The 15,858-nt window shown below is 72.3% G+C and carries 13 protein-coding genes; 6 read left to right on the top strand and 7 right to left on the bottom strand.

Annotated elements, in window-relative coordinates:
• Positions 1-386: 386 nt before the first annotated feature.
• Positions 387-1,610, top strand: a complete 1,224-nt coding sequence (locus P2H44_RS03770; protein ID WP_275762077.1) for a glycosyltransferase 87 family protein — start codon at positions 387-389, stop codon at positions 1,608-1,610.
• Positions 1,611-1,758: 148 nt separating this feature from the next.
• On the opposite strand, the gene P2H44_RS03765 is transcribed toward P2H44_RS03770, so the two are convergent.
• Both P2H44_RS03765 and P2H44_RS03760 read right to left on the bottom strand, forming a co-directional pair.
• Positions 1,759-3,162 (bottom strand): PRC-barrel domain-containing protein, encoded by a 1,404-nt coding sequence (locus P2H44_RS03765; RefSeq protein ID WP_275762076.1) that lies wholly within the window; start codon positions 3,160-3,162, stop codon positions 1,759-1,761.
• A 412-nt stretch (positions 3,163-3,574) separates the two neighbouring features.
• The gene (locus tag P2H44_RS03760) at positions 3,575-5,206 is read right to left on the bottom strand and encodes an acyl-CoA dehydrogenase family protein (protein WP_275762075.1); all 1,632 of its coding nucleotides are present in this window, start codon (positions 5,204-5,206) and stop codon (positions 3,575-3,577) included.
• Positions 5,207-5,379: 173 nt separating this feature from the next.
• Between P2H44_RS03760 and P2H44_RS03755 the strand changes: the two genes are divergently transcribed.
• Genes P2H44_RS03755 through P2H44_RS03745 form a run of 3 tightly spaced genes read left to right on the top strand, consistent with a single transcriptional unit; the run spans position 5,380 to position 8,302 of the window.
• A complete protein-coding gene (locus P2H44_RS03755) occupies positions 5,380-6,000 on the top strand; it encodes a glutathione S-transferase family protein (RefSeq protein ID WP_275762074.1) in 621 nt (206 codons plus the stop codon).
• 11 nt (positions 6,001-6,011) lie between these two features.
• Positions 6,012-7,697, top strand: a complete 1,686-nt coding sequence (locus tag P2H44_RS03750; protein ID WP_275762073.1) for an AMP-binding protein — start codon at positions 6,012-6,014, stop codon at positions 7,695-7,697.
• A 20-nt stretch (positions 7,698-7,717) separates the two neighbouring features.
• The gene (locus tag P2H44_RS03745; RefSeq protein WP_275762072.1) at positions 7,718-8,302 is read left to right on the top strand and encodes a YdeI/OmpD-associated family protein; all 585 of its coding nucleotides are present in this window, start codon (positions 7,718-7,720) and stop codon (positions 8,300-8,302) included.
• 91 nt (positions 8,303-8,393) lie between these two features.
• Here the strand turns inward: P2H44_RS03745 and P2H44_RS03740 are convergent, their stop codons facing one another.
• The 5 genes from P2H44_RS03740 to P2H44_RS03720 form a co-directional block, all read right to left on the bottom strand.
• Complete coding sequence (locus P2H44_RS03740) at positions 8,394-8,909, bottom strand: CarD family transcriptional regulator (protein WP_092861164.1); 516 nt, start codon at positions 8,907-8,909, stop codon at positions 8,394-8,396.
• 298 nt (positions 8,910-9,207) lie between these two features.
• Positions 9,208-9,546 (bottom strand): ferredoxin FdxA, encoded by a 339-nt coding sequence (gene fdxA / locus P2H44_RS03735; RefSeq protein WP_275762071.1) that lies wholly within the window; start codon positions 9,544-9,546, stop codon positions 9,208-9,210.
• Between the two features lie 147 nt (positions 9,547-9,693).
• Positions 9,694-10,149 (bottom strand): RNA-binding S4 domain-containing protein, encoded by a 456-nt coding sequence (locus tag P2H44_RS03730; RefSeq protein WP_275762070.1) that lies wholly within the window; start codon positions 10,147-10,149, stop codon positions 9,694-9,696.
• Positions 10,146-13,292 (bottom strand): helicase-related protein, encoded by a 3,147-nt coding sequence (locus P2H44_RS03725; protein ID WP_275762069.1) that lies wholly within the window; start codon positions 13,290-13,292, stop codon positions 10,146-10,148. The genes P2H44_RS03730 and P2H44_RS03725 overlap by 4 nt, the downstream gene beginning before the upstream one ends.
• A 171-nt stretch (positions 13,293-13,463) precedes the next feature.
• On the bottom strand, positions 13,464-14,147 hold the full coding sequence (locus P2H44_RS03720; protein ID WP_275762068.1) for a tetratricopeptide repeat protein: 684 nt from the start codon (positions 14,145-14,147) through the stop codon (positions 13,464-13,466).
• A gap of 182 nt (positions 14,148-14,329) precedes the next feature.
• Here P2H44_RS03720 and P2H44_RS03715 point away from each other — a divergent pair, with 182 nt between their 5' ends.
• Together P2H44_RS03715 and P2H44_RS03710 are read left to right on the top strand one after the other, a co-directional pair.
• On the top strand, positions 14,330-14,620 hold the full coding sequence (locus P2H44_RS03715; protein ID WP_275762067.1) for an SCP2 sterol-binding domain-containing protein: 291 nt from the start codon (positions 14,330-14,332) through the stop codon (positions 14,618-14,620).
• A 3-nt stretch (positions 14,621-14,623) separates the two neighbouring features.
• Positions 14,624-15,646 (top strand): alpha/beta fold hydrolase, encoded by a 1,023-nt coding sequence (locus P2H44_RS03710; RefSeq protein ID WP_275762066.1) that lies wholly within the window; start codon positions 14,624-14,626, stop codon positions 15,644-15,646.
• Positions 15,647-15,858 lie beyond the last annotated feature (212 nt).

Raw genomic sequence — 15,858 nt, 5'->3', positions numbered from 1 at the left:
GCTTCGCTGTCCAGCACCAAGCGAACCGCGCGATCGCGGACCTCAGGGGAGAACTTGTTCGTCGTCTTGCTCATGGGGCTCCATCCTACTCAGGAGTGGGAGCCTCCGGCAGACCCGGAGCGGTTCAGGGTCCGCTTCCGCTTGCTGGAAGCGATGCATCACGATACCTTCATGCGTCTATGGGACGGCATCGTCCACGTTGTATCGACCAAGGTCGAGGAACGGAGCGGAAGGTCGTCGCCATGCCCACGCCTGCTCGTCGTCCAACTCCAGCAGGCCCCCGGGCGCGAGCGACGCAGGACCATCCGCAAGCCGTCCGCGACCACGGGCGGAGTGCGGCGAGCAAGATCTGCCTTGCATCGGCTCTGGTGCTCGGCGCCCTGGCCATGTTCAACAAGGCGATCCTCGCGCCTCGCGCCTTCGAGGCGATGCCGATCGACACGCGGTATATCTGGCTCGCCGGCCAGATGTGGCGAGATGGCCTGAACCCCTACGATCATGACGCTCTGAGCACCTTCGGCATCGCCCAGATGCCGGGAACGCCGACCATATTCGTCTGGAGCTATAGTCCACATTTCTGGCCGGTCGCTCGATTCCTCGCTGAGTTCGACCATGGGACGGCGCCGGTCGTCTGGGGTTTGATCTCGATGATCGCCGGACTGGCAGGAATGTGGGTCTGCGCGAAGCTGATGTTGAGCGTCAAAGGCGCCTGGGGCGGCGCGCTGGCGCCCGCGGCGGCGTTCTGCTTCGCGACCTCGCACTCGGCGTCCAGTTGCCTGTACATGGGACAGTTCGCCATGCCGTTGGCCTTGGGCGCGGGCCTCTTCGCCCTCGCGCTCGTCAGCGGCGCGCGCTGGATGATGATCGCGGCGCTGGTCCTCCTCACGCTCAAGGCGAATTTCGCGCTGCCGTTCCTTGCCGTCGCAGTCGTCCTGCCTGAATGGCGCCGCTGCCTGATGGCGGCGGGAGCGCTCGCTTTCGCGCTCGCGGCCCCCGCCCTGATCGCCTCCGGCCCGATCGAGACCATCGAGGGATTCCTGGATGGCGCATCGCGATATGGCGAGCATGCGACGAACAACCCGCGAGACATGACCGGCGCGATTCATCTGGCCGCGCGCCTCGGCGTCGAGAACCCGCAGATGCAGTTGCTGTCGCTGCCGTTCGTGGCCATGGCGCTCGCCGCGATCTGCGCCTGGAGCATCCGTCAGGCCGATCAGGGCGGAGCCGATCGCACTGCCTCGGGGCAGGCGTTGGGGGCCGCCACGATCGCCATCGCGTTGGGCGTGACGCCGCTGCACGCATACGATCTGGTCGCCTGGCCGCTCGTCCTGGTCATCGCTGCGTCAGCCATGACGACTTGGAGATCCATCGGCGAGCGTCGCCAGTTTCAAGGCGCAGGGTCGATCTTGATTGCGTCCGGATTGTTGATCTCGGGCTTCGTGTTGATCAGACCGAACATCGTCGCCGACGTTCTCTTCGGCGACGGCGCCACAGTTCGGGGAGCGAACTTGCTGGCGTCGCTGGCCCTCGCCGCGATGCTGACCGCGGCACTCGCGCAGCTGGTTCGGCTCCATGGTCGCCAAGGGAATCGTAGCGCAGCGGCCGCCTGAGGCTGGTCTGCATCATGCAGCGGGGGCGGCGGCGAGACGGGCGAGCGCGAAGAGAGGCGGTCCGGCGCCGAAGGCCGGGCGCGCGCAAGAAGAAAGGGGCCGCCTTTCGGCGGCCCCTTCCGTTCGGGGATCGGGTCGATGCGGCGGGTCAGCCGTCGATGTCGACCTCGGGCATGGCCTCCAGCTCCTCCTTGGTGCTGGCCACGTAGACCCGCACGTCGTCGGCGTCGGCGTCGGCGCGCATGAACTTCAGGTCGCCCATGCTCACCGCCACGCGATGCTCGCCCAGGCCCAGGAAGCCGCCCACGTCGATGATCGCCTCCTCGACCTTGCCGTCGGCGCTCAGCACCAGGTCGACCACCTCGCCGATGTCGTCGTTGCCCATGTCATAGACCGTGGCGCCCTCGACGGACTCGGCGGTCAGAACGTCGGCCTCGACCTGCTGGTAGCCGGCGGCGTCCATCTTGGTCAGGCGGCCGGCGTCGCCCGCGGGGGCGGCGGCGGTCTCCTGCTTGACCTCGGTCTGGGCCTCGTCGACCTCGGCGGCCATCTCGTCGGTCGCCTCGTCCACGGCCTGCGCGGTCTCGGTGGCGGCCTCGTCGATCGCCTCGCCGGTCGCCTCGGCGGCGTTCTCGATCTTGTCGCCGGCGGTCTCGGCGGCCTGGGCGGCGTCGTTCTTCAGCTCCTCGGCGCCCTGGGCGGCGTCGTTCATCGCGGCCTTGGTCTCGGCGCGGGCCTCGGACATCTCGTCCTTCGCCTCGGCCTTCATCTCCTTGGCCTCGCCCTTCAGCTCGGCGGCCGGCGGGGTCGTGGCGGCCATCGTGCCGGTGGTCGCGGCGTCGGTCCGGCGCATGTCCTCGTCGGCGTCGGGGTTGCGCTGGAACTCAGGCGCGTTCTCGAGGGCGGCGCGGTCGGTCTTCAGCACCAGGAACGGCTCGTCGTCGCCTTCCTCGGTCTGCCAGGCCAGCTCTTCCATGGTGATGGCCACGGTCTTGGCGCCCAGGCCCAGGAAGCCGCCCACGTCGACCAGAACGGCCTTCACGTCGCCGTCGCGGGTCATGATCACGTCCGAGACCTCGCCGATCGAGTCCCACTCGGGCTCGTTGGCCTCGGCCATCTCCTCGGCGCGCTCCTGCTTCGCCTCGGCGACCTCCTCGGACGCCTCCTGCTTGGCGTCGGCGACCTCCTCGGAGCCTTCCTTCTTGGCCTCGGCCATCTCCTCGGCGCTCTCGTCCTTCGCGTCGGCGACCTCCTCCGAGGCCTCCTGCTTCGCGTCGGCGACTTCCTCGGCGCCCTCGGACTTGGCCTCGGCGACCTCCTCCTTCTCGTCGGCGGCCATCCCGGCGTCGGCCGACTTGGCCTCCTTCACGTAGATGTCCTTGCCGATGAAGTCGGTCCCGAAGACGTCGCCCTTCTCGGCCTTGGCGATGTACACGCCGGTCTTGGCGCCGGCCTCGGCCTTGGCGTCGGTCTTGGTCTCCTGGGCCAGCACGGCGTAACCGGGGGCGGTCAGGGCGAGGGCCAGGGCGGTGGTCGTGACGAGCCGCATCATAGTCGGTTCTCCTCCGTATAAGCCGACGGATCGCGCCCCAGTCTTCGCCCCATCCCAGGGCGGCGAGCGGCCGTCGTCGTCGTGTCGTGAAGGGGAGGTTGGAGCGGTCGGCGCGACGGTCCACGCCGTCCAACAAATGATAACCGTTTCGCCGCAATTGCCACGATCGGCGGGCGCGCCTGCCGAAACCGATTCCACCAGTCGGCACGCGGGTTTCCCTGACGGAGCCGAAGCGGGCCGCCGCAATCCCTGCCATTTTCGTTTCGCGCCACGGGAGGCGGCGGCGCCAAGTGGAACGCGGCAAGCCCCTGTCAGATCAGACATATTCGGATGCATGGAGCGGCGGCGGACCGGATCGCCGCCGCCGTCCCCGCCGTCTCGCCCGGCCTTCGCCCCGCCCCGGGGCGCCCGGTCAGATCCGCGCGGCGAGCGCTCCGGCGTCCGTCCCCTCGGGCAGGGTTCCGGCCGTGCGGCCCCAGTCGCCGGCGAGGCGGGTGGCCAGGAACGGCTCCGCCGCCGGATCGCCCGTGCGCATCAGCTCGGAGGCCTGGAGCAGCAGCGCCAGCCGCTCCACCAGCCACCGCGCCTGCCCCTCCGACGGCTTCTCGAGCCCCGCGGCCGCGGCGGCCAGCGCCGCGTCGTAGCGCGCATCCTCCCCCCGGCGGGCCGAGAGCTCCGCGGTCAGCGCCTGCGCCGCCTCCGGCGCCCGGCCCAGGGTGCGCAGGACGTCGAGGCAGATGACGTTGCCCGACCCCTCCCAGATCGAGTTCAGCGGCGCCTCGCGATAGAGCATCGCCAAGGGCGCCTCCTCGACGTAGCCGACGCCGCCCATCGCCTCCATCGCCTCGTAGACCACGCCCACGCAGCGCTTGTTGGTCCAGTACTTGGCGATGGCGACCGCGATGCGGGCGAAGGCGCGGTCCTGGGCCGAGGTCCCGTCGAAGGCCCGCGCCACCCGCATCACCAGCGCCAGAGACCCGATCCAGTCCAGCGCCAGGTCGCCCAGCACCGCCTCCATCAGCGGCTGGTCGGCGAGGCGGCGCTGGAAGGCGGTGCGCCCGCGCGCCCACCACGCGGCCTCGTCCAGCGCCCGGCGCATGAAGCCCACCGGGGCGGTCGCCGCGTCCAGCCGGGTGTGATGCACCATCTCGATGATCGCGTTCACGCCGCGCCCGGGCTCGCCCACGATCTGGGCCCAGGCGCCGTGATACTCGATCTCGGAGGAGGCGTTGGCGTGGTTGCCCAGCTTGTCCTTCAGGCGCTGGAGCTGGATCGGGTTGCGCTCCCCCTCCGGGGTCCAGCGCGGGACCAGGAAGCAGGTCAGGCCGCCGCCCGCGTCCTCGGGCAGGTAGGCGAGCGTCAGGAAGGCGTCGGACATCGGGGCGGAGCAGAACCACTTGTGTCCCCAGAGCCGGAACGCCTCCCCTTCAGGAACGGCTCGGGTGGTGTTCGCCCGCACGTCCGAGCCGCCCTGCTTCTCGGTCATCGCCATGCCGATGGTGACGGCCGCCTTGTCGAGCCCGGGCATCGAGCGCCCGTCGTAGGCCGCCACCTTCGCCCTCGCCCCCCAGGTCGCGGCGAGCGCGGGGGAGCCCGCCTCGAGCGCCGGCACGGCCGCGTAGGTCATGGTCAGGGGACAGCAGACGCCGGGCTCCACCTGGCTCAGCAGGTAGACCATGGCGGCGTGGGCGGCGTGGCCCCCCGGCCGCCCGTCCCAGGCGCGGGCGGCGTAGCCGGCCTCGGCGCCGCGGGTCATCATCGCGTGATAGCCGGGATGGAAGCGCACCTCGTCCAGGCGCCGGCCGCCGCGGTCGAAGATCGCGAGCTCCGGCTTCACCCGCTGGGCGCGCTCGGCGTCGTCCAGCGCCTCGGGCGAGCCGATCTCGGCCGCGAAGGCCGCCAGGGCCGCGGCGTCCTCCGGCGCGGCTTCGGCGACCGCGGCCCGCAGGGGGGCGTCGGCGCCCCACAGGTCCAGACGCTCGCGGGGGAGGGGCTGGTTGAACACCTCGTGGGTGGCCAGATGGGTGCGCGGGGCGATGCTCATCGGATCCTCCTTCCGGGGTCCTCCCCCCGGTTTCCCTTCAGGGAAGCATGGCGCCCCGCGACGCGCGAGTCCCTCCGCCGCGTCAGCGTCCGCCCCGGCCGCCCCCGCCGCATCGCCCTTGCGGTCGTCGTTGTGCGGCGCAATGGTCCCGCGACCGAAACGGGAGGCTTCGAATGTCGCTGATTCTCTACGGGCGGATGCTTTCGCCCTTCGCGCGCCGCGTGGCGATCTGGTGCCGGCTGCAGGGCCGCGCGTACGAGAGCCGCCCCCTGATGGTGAACGGCCCCGACTTCGAGGAGCTGAAGAAGGTCAACCCGCTGGGCCGCGTCCCCGCGCTGGTGATCGACGGCGGCGAGGTGCTGATCGAGACCTCGGCGATCACCGACTGGCTGGACGACACCGCGCCCGACGGCCTTCGCCTGGTCCCCGCCACCGGCCCCGCGCGGCGCGAGGTCCTGCAGGGCGTCGCCTACGCGAACTCGGCCGTCGAGAAGGGCGTGAGCCTCGTCTACGACAAGAACCGCCGCCCGAAGGAGCTGCACTGGGGAGAGTGGATCGAGCGTCTGGAAGGCCAGATCACCGCCGCCCTGGCGGTGCTGGAGTCGAAGGCCCCGGCCGAGGGCTGGCTGGGCGGCGAGCGGCCCAACGCCGCCGACGTGACCTTCGTCATCGCCCATGACTTCATCATGGCGACCAACCCCTACCTGGTGGAGGGCAAGTTCCCCCGCCTCGCGGCGCTCTCGGCCATGGCGGCGGACGTGGAGGCCTTCAAGGCCACCGCGCCGGCCGCCTGAGGGGCGGGACGGTGGCGGGCCTTCCGGCGCCGGGCGTCGGCCTGGTCGAGCGCGGGGCCGACTGGCGGGCGATCCGCGCGGCCTTCCGCTGGCCGGACGAGGCGGTGCGGCCGGAGGCCCGCTTCAACATCCACGCCGCCACCGTCGGCAAATGGGCGAAGGCCGCGCCGGACCGCGTCGGCCTTCGCATCCTGCGCGACGACGGCGACTGGCGGGAGTGGACCTATGCCGAGCTGGAGCGCGCCTCGGCGCGCCTGGCGAACGCCTTCGTCGCCCGCGGCCTGAAGCGCGGCGACCGCTGCGGCCTGCTGCTGCCCCAGACGCAGGAGGCGCTGCTCACGCATCTCGCCTGCTACCGGATCGGGGCGGTGGTGGTGCCGCTGTTCACGCTGTTCGGCGAGGACGGCCTGCGCTTCCGCCTGGCCGACTCGGGCGCGAGCCACATCGTCACCGACGCCGCCAACCTGCCCAAGATCCTGGCCATTCGCGACGATCTCGGGGACCTGCAGACGATCTGGACGGTGGACCGCCCCGCCCATGGCGCCTGGGGCTTCTGGCAGGAGCTGGCCAAGGGCCGCGACCAGTTCGCGGATGCCGAGACCACCACCGAGGATCCGGCGTTCCTCAGCTACACCTCCGGCACCACCGGGCCGCCCAAGGGCGCGCTGCACGCCCAGCGCGTGCTGCTGGGCCACCTGCCGGGGTTCGAGACGCATCACGACTTCCTCCCCCAGGCCGGCGACGCCTTCTGGACGCCCGCAGACTGGGCCTGGATGGGGGGCCTGTGCGACGCGATGCTGCCCTCGCTCTTCCACGGCGTGCCGGTGCTGGCCCACCGCATGCCCAAGTTCGACCCCGAGCGGGCCTTCGACCTGCTGGCCCGCCACAACGTGCGCAACGCCTTCTTCCCGCCCACGGCCCTGAAGCTGATGCGCCAGGTGGACCGGCCGCGGGAGCGCTGGGACTTCTCCCTGCGCTCCGTCGGCTCCGGCGGCGAGGCGCTGGGCGAGAGCCTCCTCGAATGGGGCCGCGAGAACCTCGGCCTGACGATCAACGAGTTCTACGGCCAGACCGAGTGCAACCTGGTGCTGGGCAACTGTTCCTCCGTCTTCCCCCCGCGCCCCGGCTCCACCGGCCAGGCGACGCCGGGCTACGACGTGGCGGTGATCGACGCCGAGGGCAACGTGCTCCCCGACGGCGAGGTCGGCGAGATCGCGGTGAAGGTCCCCAACCCGGTGACCTTCCTCGGCTACTGGAACCGCCCCGAGAAGACCGCGGAGAAGTTCGTGACCGGCCCGGACGGGACCCGCTGGCTGCGCACCGGCGACGAGGGGCGCCGCGAGCCCGACGGCTTCTTCTTCTTCGCCTCGCGCACCGACGACGTGATCACCTCCTCGGGCTACCGCATCGGCCCCTCGGAGATCGAGGACTGCCTCTCGGGCCACCCGCAGGTCGCCATGGCCGCCGTCATCGGCCTGCCCGACCCCGTGCGAACCGAGGCCGTCACCGCCTACGTGGTCCTCAAGCCCGGCGAGACCGCGGGCCCCGACCTCCTCGCCGACCTCACCCTGCGCGTGCGCGAGCGCATCAGCCCCCACGTCGCCCCCCGCGCGGTGCATGTGGTGGACGAGCTGCCGATGACCGCCACCGGCAAGATCATGCGCCGAGAGGTGAAGCGGAAGGCGCTGGAGGGCTGAGCCGGCGACGGGAGACCGCCATGACCGACGACCCCAGAATCGAAGCTTTCTTCTCCGCCGAAGGCCCCTGGCGGGCGGAGCTTCGGGCCCTGCGCCAGCTGCTCCTGGCCGAGCCGCTGGACGAGGTCTTCAAGTGGCGCGGCCCCGTCTACACGGCCCAGGGCCGCAACGTCGCCACGCTCTGGGGCCTGAAGGAGGCCTGCACCCTCTCCTTCTTCAAGGGCGTGCTGCTGGACGACCCGCAGGGCTTGCTGGAGGCGCCCGGAGAGGCCAGCCGCTCGGTCCGCGTGGTCAAGCTGCGCAGCCTCGCGGAGATCGAGGCGAAGGCCGACGCGCTCGCCGCCCTGATCCGCCAGGCTATCGACGACGAGCGCGCCGGCCGTCGCGTCGACCTCCCCCCCGACGACTTCGACCTGCCCGAGGAACTGGCCGAGCGCCTCGCCGCCGACCCCGACCTCGCGGCGGCATGGGAGGCGCTGACCCCCGGCCGCCGCCGCGGCTGGGCGTTGCAGATCGGGCGGGCGAAGGCGTCGGCCACGCGCCTGCGCCGGCTGGAGGCGGCCGCGCCGCGGATCCTCGCCGGCAAGGGGATGCACGATCGCTGAGCGCGAGCGGCGCTCCCGCCCGTCCCGCCAACGCGAAACGCCCCGCCGGTCTCCCGGCGGGGCGTTTTCAGTTCCGGGCGAGGCCGGAAGGTCAGGCGGCGCGGGCGACCAGCATCTGGTCGACGCGCATCGCGGCGGCGTCCTCGTCGATGCGCTCGACGGCGGCCAGCTCGCGGGTCAGACGCTCGAGCGCGGCCTCGTAGAGCTGACGCTCGGAATAGGACTGCTCGGGCTGGTCCTCGGCGCGGTGCAGGTCGCGGACCACCTCGGCGATCGAGATCAGATCGCCCGAGTTGATCTTCTGCTCATACTCCTGCGCGCGGCGGGACCACATGGCGCGCTTCACCCGCGCGCGGCCCTTCAGCGTCTTCAGCGCCTGCTCGACGATGTCCGGCGAGGACAGGGAGCGCATGCCGACCGAATTCGCCTTCGCGGTGGGAACCCGGAGCGTCATCTTGTCCTTTTCGAACGTGATGACGAACAGCTCCAGCTTCATGCCGGCGACTTCCTGCTCTTCGATGCGCAGGATTCGCCCGACGCCATGCGCGGGATAGACGACATAGTCGTTCGGCCGGAACTCCGATTTCTTCGCGCCGGTCTTGGTCATCAGCCTTGGCCATCCTTGTTCTTGGGCGTCGCGCAGGGCCCCCGCGGCGACGAAGACCCTGCGCTCCGTTCCTTGAGGAACGGCGCCTGGGGCCTATGTCACGCTGAAGCCTTGAGTGCCCGCAGCCCTGGGCGGCTGCGCACGCGCGGACGATCCCGTGTCGTTTGTGAACGTAATATAGCACGAGAAAGGCCCGATTCCCAGAGGCGCCGCCCACGATCACATCATGGGCGCCTGAGAATCGCGCAATCCCGCCTTGCGTTCCGACCTTGGCGGGCCCCCTTAGGGGGCCCGGGGCTCAGTCGCCCTCGCCGGGGGCTTCGGAGAAATATTTCTCCAGCTTGCCGCCCTCGCCGTCGAACTTCTCGGCGTCCTCCGGCGGATCCCGCCGGGTGGTGATGTTGGGCCAGGCCTCGGAGAATTTCCGGTTGAACTCGACCCAGGTCTCCATGTCCGGCTCGGTGTCCGGCTTGATGGCCTCGGCCGGGCATTCAGGCTCGCACACGCCGCAGTCGATGCACTCGTCCGGATGGATGACGAGCATGTTCTCGCCCTCGTAGAAGCAATCCACGGGGCAGACCTCCACGCAGTCCGTGTACTTGCAGCGGATGCAGTTGTCGGTCACGACGTAGGTCATCGGCGGTCTCTCTCCGGTCCGGTCCGCGCCCCTGTTAGACCGCGATTCCCGACGGTGCAAGGCGTCCCGGTGAAATGCCGGATTGAACGTTTCGGGGGTGTCGAACTCCCGCCCCGACAGGACCCGCGGGAAGCTTGTGCGGGGCGCTCAGCCCTCGCCGTCGCGCAGCCGGTCCAGCGCCCGCCGTTCGGCCTTGGTGGGCCGCCCTGCGCCGCGCTCGCGCTCCGCCGCGGGGGCGGGGACGTCGGGATCGGGCTCGGCCGCCCGCGCCGCCGGCGGATCGAGATCGTCGTAGAGCGCCTGCGCCTCCGGCGCGGGGCCGCGGCGGGTTCCCAGGTCGAGGATGCGGATCACGCGGACGTGACGGCCCAGCACGAAGGTCAGCACGTCGCCGGGGCGCACCGCGGCGGCGGGCTTGGACGCGCGGGTCCCGTTCACCCGCACCCCGGATTCGGAGACCAGCTTCGCCGCCAGGCTGCGCGACTTCACGAAGCGCGCATGCCACAGCCACTTGTCGAGCCGCAGGCCGGCCGAGCCGGCGCCGGACGGGGACGGCGCGCCGCCCCCGTCCGCATCGGAGACCTCCGCCGCGGCGGCCGTCATCCGTCCCGGTTCTTCAGCGCCATCAGCGCGGCGAACGGGTTGTCGGGATCGACCTCGTTGCGACGGCGGTCGCGCGGCGGGCTCGAGGAGAACTCGCGCGGACGCTCCTCGCGCGGGCCGCCCTTGCCCTTGCCCTTCGGACCCTTGCCGCGGGGCTTGTCGTCCCCGTCGCGGCCGCGTCCGCCGCCGCCGCCCTTGCCGCGGCCGCCGCCCTTGTGCTCGCCGTCGCCGCGCGCCTGGCGCGGGCCGCCGCCGTCGCCCTGGCGCTCGCCGCCGCCCTGACGGCGCGGGCCGCGCCCGCCGCCGCGCGGACGCGGGGCCCAGGTGAAGACGTAGTAGGTCTGCAGCTCCGCCTCGCCGTCGGCCGGGGCCTCGGCGGCGTCCGCCTCGCCCTCCGACGGCGCGTCCGCGGCGGCCGGTTCGGACGCGGCCGGCGCCTCCGCGGCGGCCGGCTCGGGCGCGGCCTCGGCGGTTTCGGCGGCGGGTTCGTCCGCAGGCGCCTCGGCGGCCGGAGCCGCCTCGGCGGGGGGCCCGGCCGGGGCGACCTCGGCGCTCGCCTCGGGCGCCTCCGCCGCGGTCTCGGGCGCGGCGTCGGCGGAGGCGGCGCCGGCCACGGGCGCGTCGCCGGGCTCGGCCGCGGGCGCGGCGTCGGCGGCAGGCGCGTCGGTCGGGGCGGCCGCTTCCTCGGCGGGCGCGGGCGCGGCGGCCGGCTTGGCCTCGGGCACGGCGGCGGGCTTGGGCCGCTCGCCCTTCTCGGCCTTGTAGCCCAGGCCCTGCATCAGGTCGGCGAACTGCTCCAGCGTGCAGCCGGTGATCGACAGCATGTCCGCCGTCGCCTCGAAGCCGCCGCGCTGATCCTGGTTGCGGATCATGTCCGCCAGCCGCTCCAGCATGTCGATGCGAATCGCCCGCTCGCCCGCCAGGCGGTAGCCCGCCCGCGGCCAGAAGCCCGCCGGCGCCGGCTGCGCGGGGATCGTCACCAGCCCCGGGGGCGGCGGCGAAGGGATGTCGTCCAGCTCGTCCCACAGGCCCCACAGCACCAGCCGCAGGCGGGTGGGCGCGGGCTTCAGCAGGGCGGGCATGAAGATCGTGTGCTGGCCGAAGCGCACGCCGTGCTTGCGCAGCAGGGCGCGGCCGTCCTGGTCCAGCTCCTTCACGTCCTTGGCGATCTGCGGGCGCGGGATCACGCCCAGCGACTCGACCAGCTGGAAGGCGACGCCGCGCGCCAGCCCCTGCATGGTCTCGTCGTCGCGCATCTTCACCAGCGGCTCGAACAGCGCGGCGACGCGGCGGTTGATCCAGTGGGTCAGCCGACGCTCGACCTTCTGGCGCGCGTCGTCGCCGGCCATCTCGTCCACGAAGGGCACCACCGAGGGGCTCAGGTGGTCGGCGCCCTTGGCCAGACGCCCGACCGCCAGGTCGCCCCACATCAGGCCGCCCTGCTCGGTCACGTCCATCTCGGTGTCGGGCGCGTTGTAGAAGCGGTCCGCCCGGCGCGAGAACTCGGCCTGCAGCGCCTGGGTGGAGGCTGCGCGCAGGGTCTTCAGCTCATCCCCCTCCGCCGAGGGGTCGGGCGTGAACCGGAAGCCGTCGAGACGGCCCAGCACATGGCCCTCCGCCGTCACCTCGCCCTGTTCGTTCACCTCGGCCACCAGCCTCTCCTTTTGCTTCAACCGCCGCATCAGCACGGACGTGCGGCGGTCGACGAATCGTTTTGTCAGCGCCGCGTGCAGCGCGTCGGACAACCGGTCCTCGACGTCCCGCGCGGCGGCGCGCCATTCCTCCGGCGCCTCGACCCAGTCGCGCCTCTGCGCCACATAGGTCCAGGTGCGGATGAACGCGAGCCGCTTCGACAGCGCGTCGATGTCCCCGTCGGTCCGGTCCACCATGCGGATCCGGCCCGCCATCCAGTCGGAGGGTATAACGCCGCGCTCGGACAGGAGGAACCGGTAAATCCGCGACACCAGCGCCGCGTGCTCCCGTTCCGACACCTTGCGGAAATCGGGGATCTGGCAGACCTCCCACAGCCGGCGCACCTGCGGGCCGCCGCGGGCCATGGCGCGGATCTCCTCGTCCTCGGCCAGCGCCTTGAGGGTCTGGAGGTCGTCGGCCTCCCGCGCCTTCATCAGGCCGGGCTCGTTCGGGGCCATCTCGAGGCTGCCGATCAGCGCGTCGACCGAGCCGAAGGCGAGGCGCGCGTTGCGCCACATCAGCCGACGCACGGGGGCGAAGCGATGCTCCTCGATCGCCTCGATGATCTCGGCGTCCAGCGCCTCGGCCTCGCCGGTCACGCCGAAGGCTCCGTCGGACTTGTAGCGCCCCGCCCGGCCGGCGATCTGGGCGAGTTCGTGGGGGCGCAGCTCGCGGAAGCCGCGGCCGTCGAACTTGCGGGTGGAGGAGAAGTAGACGTTGTTGACGTCGAGGTTCAGCCCCATGCCGATGGCGTCGGTCGCCACCAGGTGCTCGACGTCGCCGTTCTGGTAGAGCTCGACCTGCGCGTTGCGGGTGCGCGGAGACAGCGCGCCCATCACCACCGCCACGCCCCCCTTCTGGCGGCGCATCAGCTCGGCGATCGCATAGACCGAGTCGACCGAGAAGCTGACCACGGCCGAGCGCGAGGGCATCCGGCTCAGCTTCTTGCCGCCCGTGTAGGAGAGCTTCGAGAACCGCTCCCGCCGCAGGAACTTCGCCCGCGGGATCAGCGCCCCGATGGCGCCGCGCATGGAATCGGAGCCCAGGAACAGCGTCTCGTGCAGGCCGCGGGCGTTCAGCAGGCGGTCGGTGAAGACATGGCCCCGCTCCGGGTCGGCGCAGAGCTGGATCTCGTCCACGGCGAGGAAATCGGCGCCGATCTCGGTCGGCATCGCCTCGACCGTGCACACCCAGTACTGGGCGCGGGGCGGGGCGATCTTCTCCTCGCCCGTCACCAGCGCCACGACCGAGGGGCCGCGCAGGGCCACGATCTTGTCGTAGACCTCGCGCGCCAGCAGGCGCAGCGGCAGGCCCATCACGCCCGTGCGATGCGCCAGCATCCGCTCGATCGCGTAGTGGGTCTTGCCGGTGTTGGTGGGGCCGAGAACCGCGGTCACCGTCCCGTCGCGCGGGTGGGCGGTGCGTTGGGTCGGGGCGGAGGCGTCGAGCACGCGTCGGGTCTCCGGGGGCGCGTCGGCCCCCATGAAGCCGGGGCCGGCGACGGTTTCGCGATCAATCCGGGCCAGTTCGACGCGGCGGGGGCCGCGCGTCAAGCCGCGTGCATGACGCGGCGCCCGGACGGGAGGGCGGATCGGGGCCGGCGGGGGGCTGGGGCCGACGCCTCAGATATCGCGTCCGTCGACCCTGTGGGCAAGGCGTTCGATCGCTTCTTCGACGTTCTCGAGATGCGGATTGACGCGCTGCGCCTCCCGGAACGCGGCCAGCGCGTCGGCTTCGCGGCCGATCTGCTCGAGGATCACGCCCAGGCCGGACAGGGCGCCGTAGTGCCGCGGCTCCAGCGCCAGGACGCGTTCGATGTCCGAGAGCGCCATGCCCAGGTCGCCATGGATGAAGAACGCGGTCGCCCGCATGTTCCAGCCCTCGGCGAACTCCGGATCGTGATCGGTGACGGCGGTGAAATGGTGCAGGGCCTTCACCACCTCGTCCCGCTCCAGCGCGATGCGCCCGCGGGTCAGGATAAGGTCCATGGTGTCGGAGCCCGAGCGCGCCCACAGGCGCTGGATCTCGGCCTCCATCTTCTCGGCCTGCACGTCGTCCACCAGCGGCAGGTCGGCGAAGAGCTGGTCGAGCCGCGCGGCCCGCCCCGCTTCGGTCGAGAGATCGGGCGCCGGCGCCTCGGACGCCGAGGCGTCGGCGGGGGGCGATTCGGGCCGCTGTTCGGGCGCGGGCCGGGCGCCGGGCGCCGGCAGCACGTCCTGCATCGTCTGCGCGTGCGCGGGCGAGACGTCCGTCAGCGCCCACAGGCCTGCGGACGCGACGGCGCCCATCGCGAGGGCCGAGGCCATCGCGCGAGGGGCCGCAAGGGAACGGTTTGACCTTCGCGTCATGCATGACACTTTAGCGCTCTCCGTGCGAAATGCGAAGCGCGGGCGGGGCGCAGACGCTCCGAAACGAGCCATCCTCGCCGCGATGTGATCGCGCGGCGGTCGAAACACGACCTCAGCCACCACCCGAAGGGGGAAACCAGATGAGCGAAACCATCTCCGCCGCCGCCGAGGAGCTGAAGAGCCGCCTCAACGGCCAGTCCATCGACGGCTCGGTCAAGTTCGACATCGAGGGCGTGGGCGCCCTGCGGGTCGAGGGCGACGAGGTCACCCAGGACGACTCCGACGCCGACTGCGTGATCTCGGCCGACGAGGACACCTTCCGCGGCCTGGTCTCGGGCGACCTGAGCCCGACCTCGGCCTTCATGTCCGGCCGCCTGAAGGTGGACGGCGACATGTCGAAGGCGATGGCGCTCAGCTCGCTGCTGGCCTGAGCCATGGGCCGCAGCGCGCAGGACGGCGCGGGGACCACGCAGGTCGAGGGCGCGGCGCCCTGGTTCGCGGACGCCGCGGGCCCTCCCGCGCCCGACGCCTGCGTCTGGCTGCGCGCGCCGCGCGGCCCCGGCGGCGCGCCCCGGCTGCGCGCCGCGCTGTGGCGCGCGCCCGGCGACGACGGCGCGGACCGCGGCCTCGTCCTGCTGTTCCCGGGGCGCACCGAGTATCTCGAGAAATACGCGGGCGTGGTGGCGCGGCTGCGCGCCCGCGGCTTCGCCGTCGCCTCGCTGGACTGGCGCGGCCAGGGCCTGTCGGACCGCGCCGTGCCCCGGCTGGGCCATGTCGGGCGCTTCGCCGAGTTCCAGGCCGACGTCCGCGCCCTGCTGGGCTGGCCCGAGGTCGCGGCCCATCCCGGCCCGCGCGTGCTGCTGTGCCATTCGATGGGCGGCTGCATCGGCCTGCGCGCGATCCATGACGGGGCGCTGACGGGCGAGCACGCGCCCGCGGCGGCGATCTTCTCGGCGCCGATGTGGGGCCTCAGCCTCGGGGGCGCCGCGCTCTTCGCCCGCCCGCTCGCCCGGCTCGCGGCCCGGCTGGGCTTCGCCCGGCGCGCCGCCCGGCCCGGGCCCGCGGACTCGACCTACGTCCTCGACGAACCTTTCAGAAACAACGTCCTGACCACCGACGAGCGTCACTGGGACCGCTTCGTCGCCCAGGCGAAGGCGCACCGCGAGCTCACGCTCGCCTCGCCGACCTTCGGCTGGGTCGACGCCGCCTTCGCCGAGACCGCGGCCCTGTCGCGCGCCGACCCCGCCGGCGTGCCGCGCCTGCTGCTGCTGGGCTCGGACGAGGCGGTGGTCGACCCCGAACCGATCCGCGCCCATGCCGCCCGCTCGCGCGGCGAGGCGACGCTGGCCGAGATCCGGCAAGGTCGTCACGAGACGTTGATGGAGGATCCCGACGGTCCCGTCGGCGCCCCCGTCTGGCAGGCGATCGACGATTTCCTGCACGCGCGCGGCCTCTGACCGCCGGGCCTGCGCGCAACCCTGCAAGGCCGCCCGCACCGCGGGGCCCGTCTCCGACAGGCGGCGCCCGCCGGGGCTTGCGCGCGACGACGGGCGGCGGCGACGTCGCGGCCGCACGATGCGCCGCAGCGACGCCTTTGACCCCGCCCTCGAATCCGATCTAAAGGGGAGCGACCCGGACCCGTCCACCCCAACGGACCGGCCGGGCCGGA

The organism is Albimonas marina (assembly GCF_029223255.1).
Classification (GTDB): Bacteria; Pseudomonadota; Alphaproteobacteria; order Rhodobacterales; family Rhodobacteraceae; genus Albimonas.
This window is presented reverse-complemented; position numbering and strand designations above follow the sequence as displayed.

Excerpts from the sequence above, each read along its gene's own strand:
- P2H44_RS03745 (WP_275762072.1), top strand. The coding sequence starts at position 7,718 with ATGACCGACGACCCCAGAATCGAAGCTTTCTTCTCCGCCGAAGGCCCC.
- P2H44_RS03760 (WP_275762075.1), bottom strand. The coding sequence starts at position 5,206 with ATGAGCATCGCCCCGCGCACCCATCTGGCCACCCACGAGGTGTTCAAC.
- P2H44_RS03770 (WP_275762077.1), top strand. The coding sequence starts at position 387 with ATGTTCAACAAGGCGATCCTCGCGCCTCGCGCCTTCGAGGCGATGCCG.
- P2H44_RS03720 (WP_275762068.1), bottom strand. The coding sequence starts at position 14,147 with ATGGCCTCGGCCCTCGCGATGGGCGCCGTCGCGTCCGCAGGCCTGTGG.
- P2H44_RS03755 (WP_275762074.1), top strand. The coding sequence starts at position 5,380 with ATGTCGCTGATTCTCTACGGGCGGATGCTTTCGCCCTTCGCGCGCCGC.
- P2H44_RS03765 (WP_275762076.1), bottom strand. The coding sequence starts at position 3,162 with ATGATGCGGCTCGTCACGACCACCGCCCTGGCCCTCGCCCTGACCGCC.
- P2H44_RS03740 (WP_092861164.1), bottom strand. The coding sequence starts at position 8,909 with ATGACCAAGACCGGCGCGAAGAAATCGGAGTTCCGGCCGAACGACTAT.
- P2H44_RS03730 (WP_275762070.1), bottom strand. The coding sequence starts at position 10,149 with ATGACGGCCGCCGCGGCGGAGGTCTCCGATGCGGACGGGGGCGGCGCG.
- P2H44_RS03710 (WP_275762066.1), top strand. The coding sequence starts at position 14,624 with ATGGGCCGCAGCGCGCAGGACGGCGCGGGGACCACGCAGGTCGAGGGC.
- fdxA (WP_275762071.1), bottom strand. The coding sequence starts at position 9,546 with ATGACCTACGTCGTGACCGACAACTGCATCCGCTGCAAGTACACGGAC.
- P2H44_RS03715 (WP_275762067.1), top strand. The coding sequence starts at position 14,330 with ATGAGCGAAACCATCTCCGCCGCCGCCGAGGAGCTGAAGAGCCGCCTC.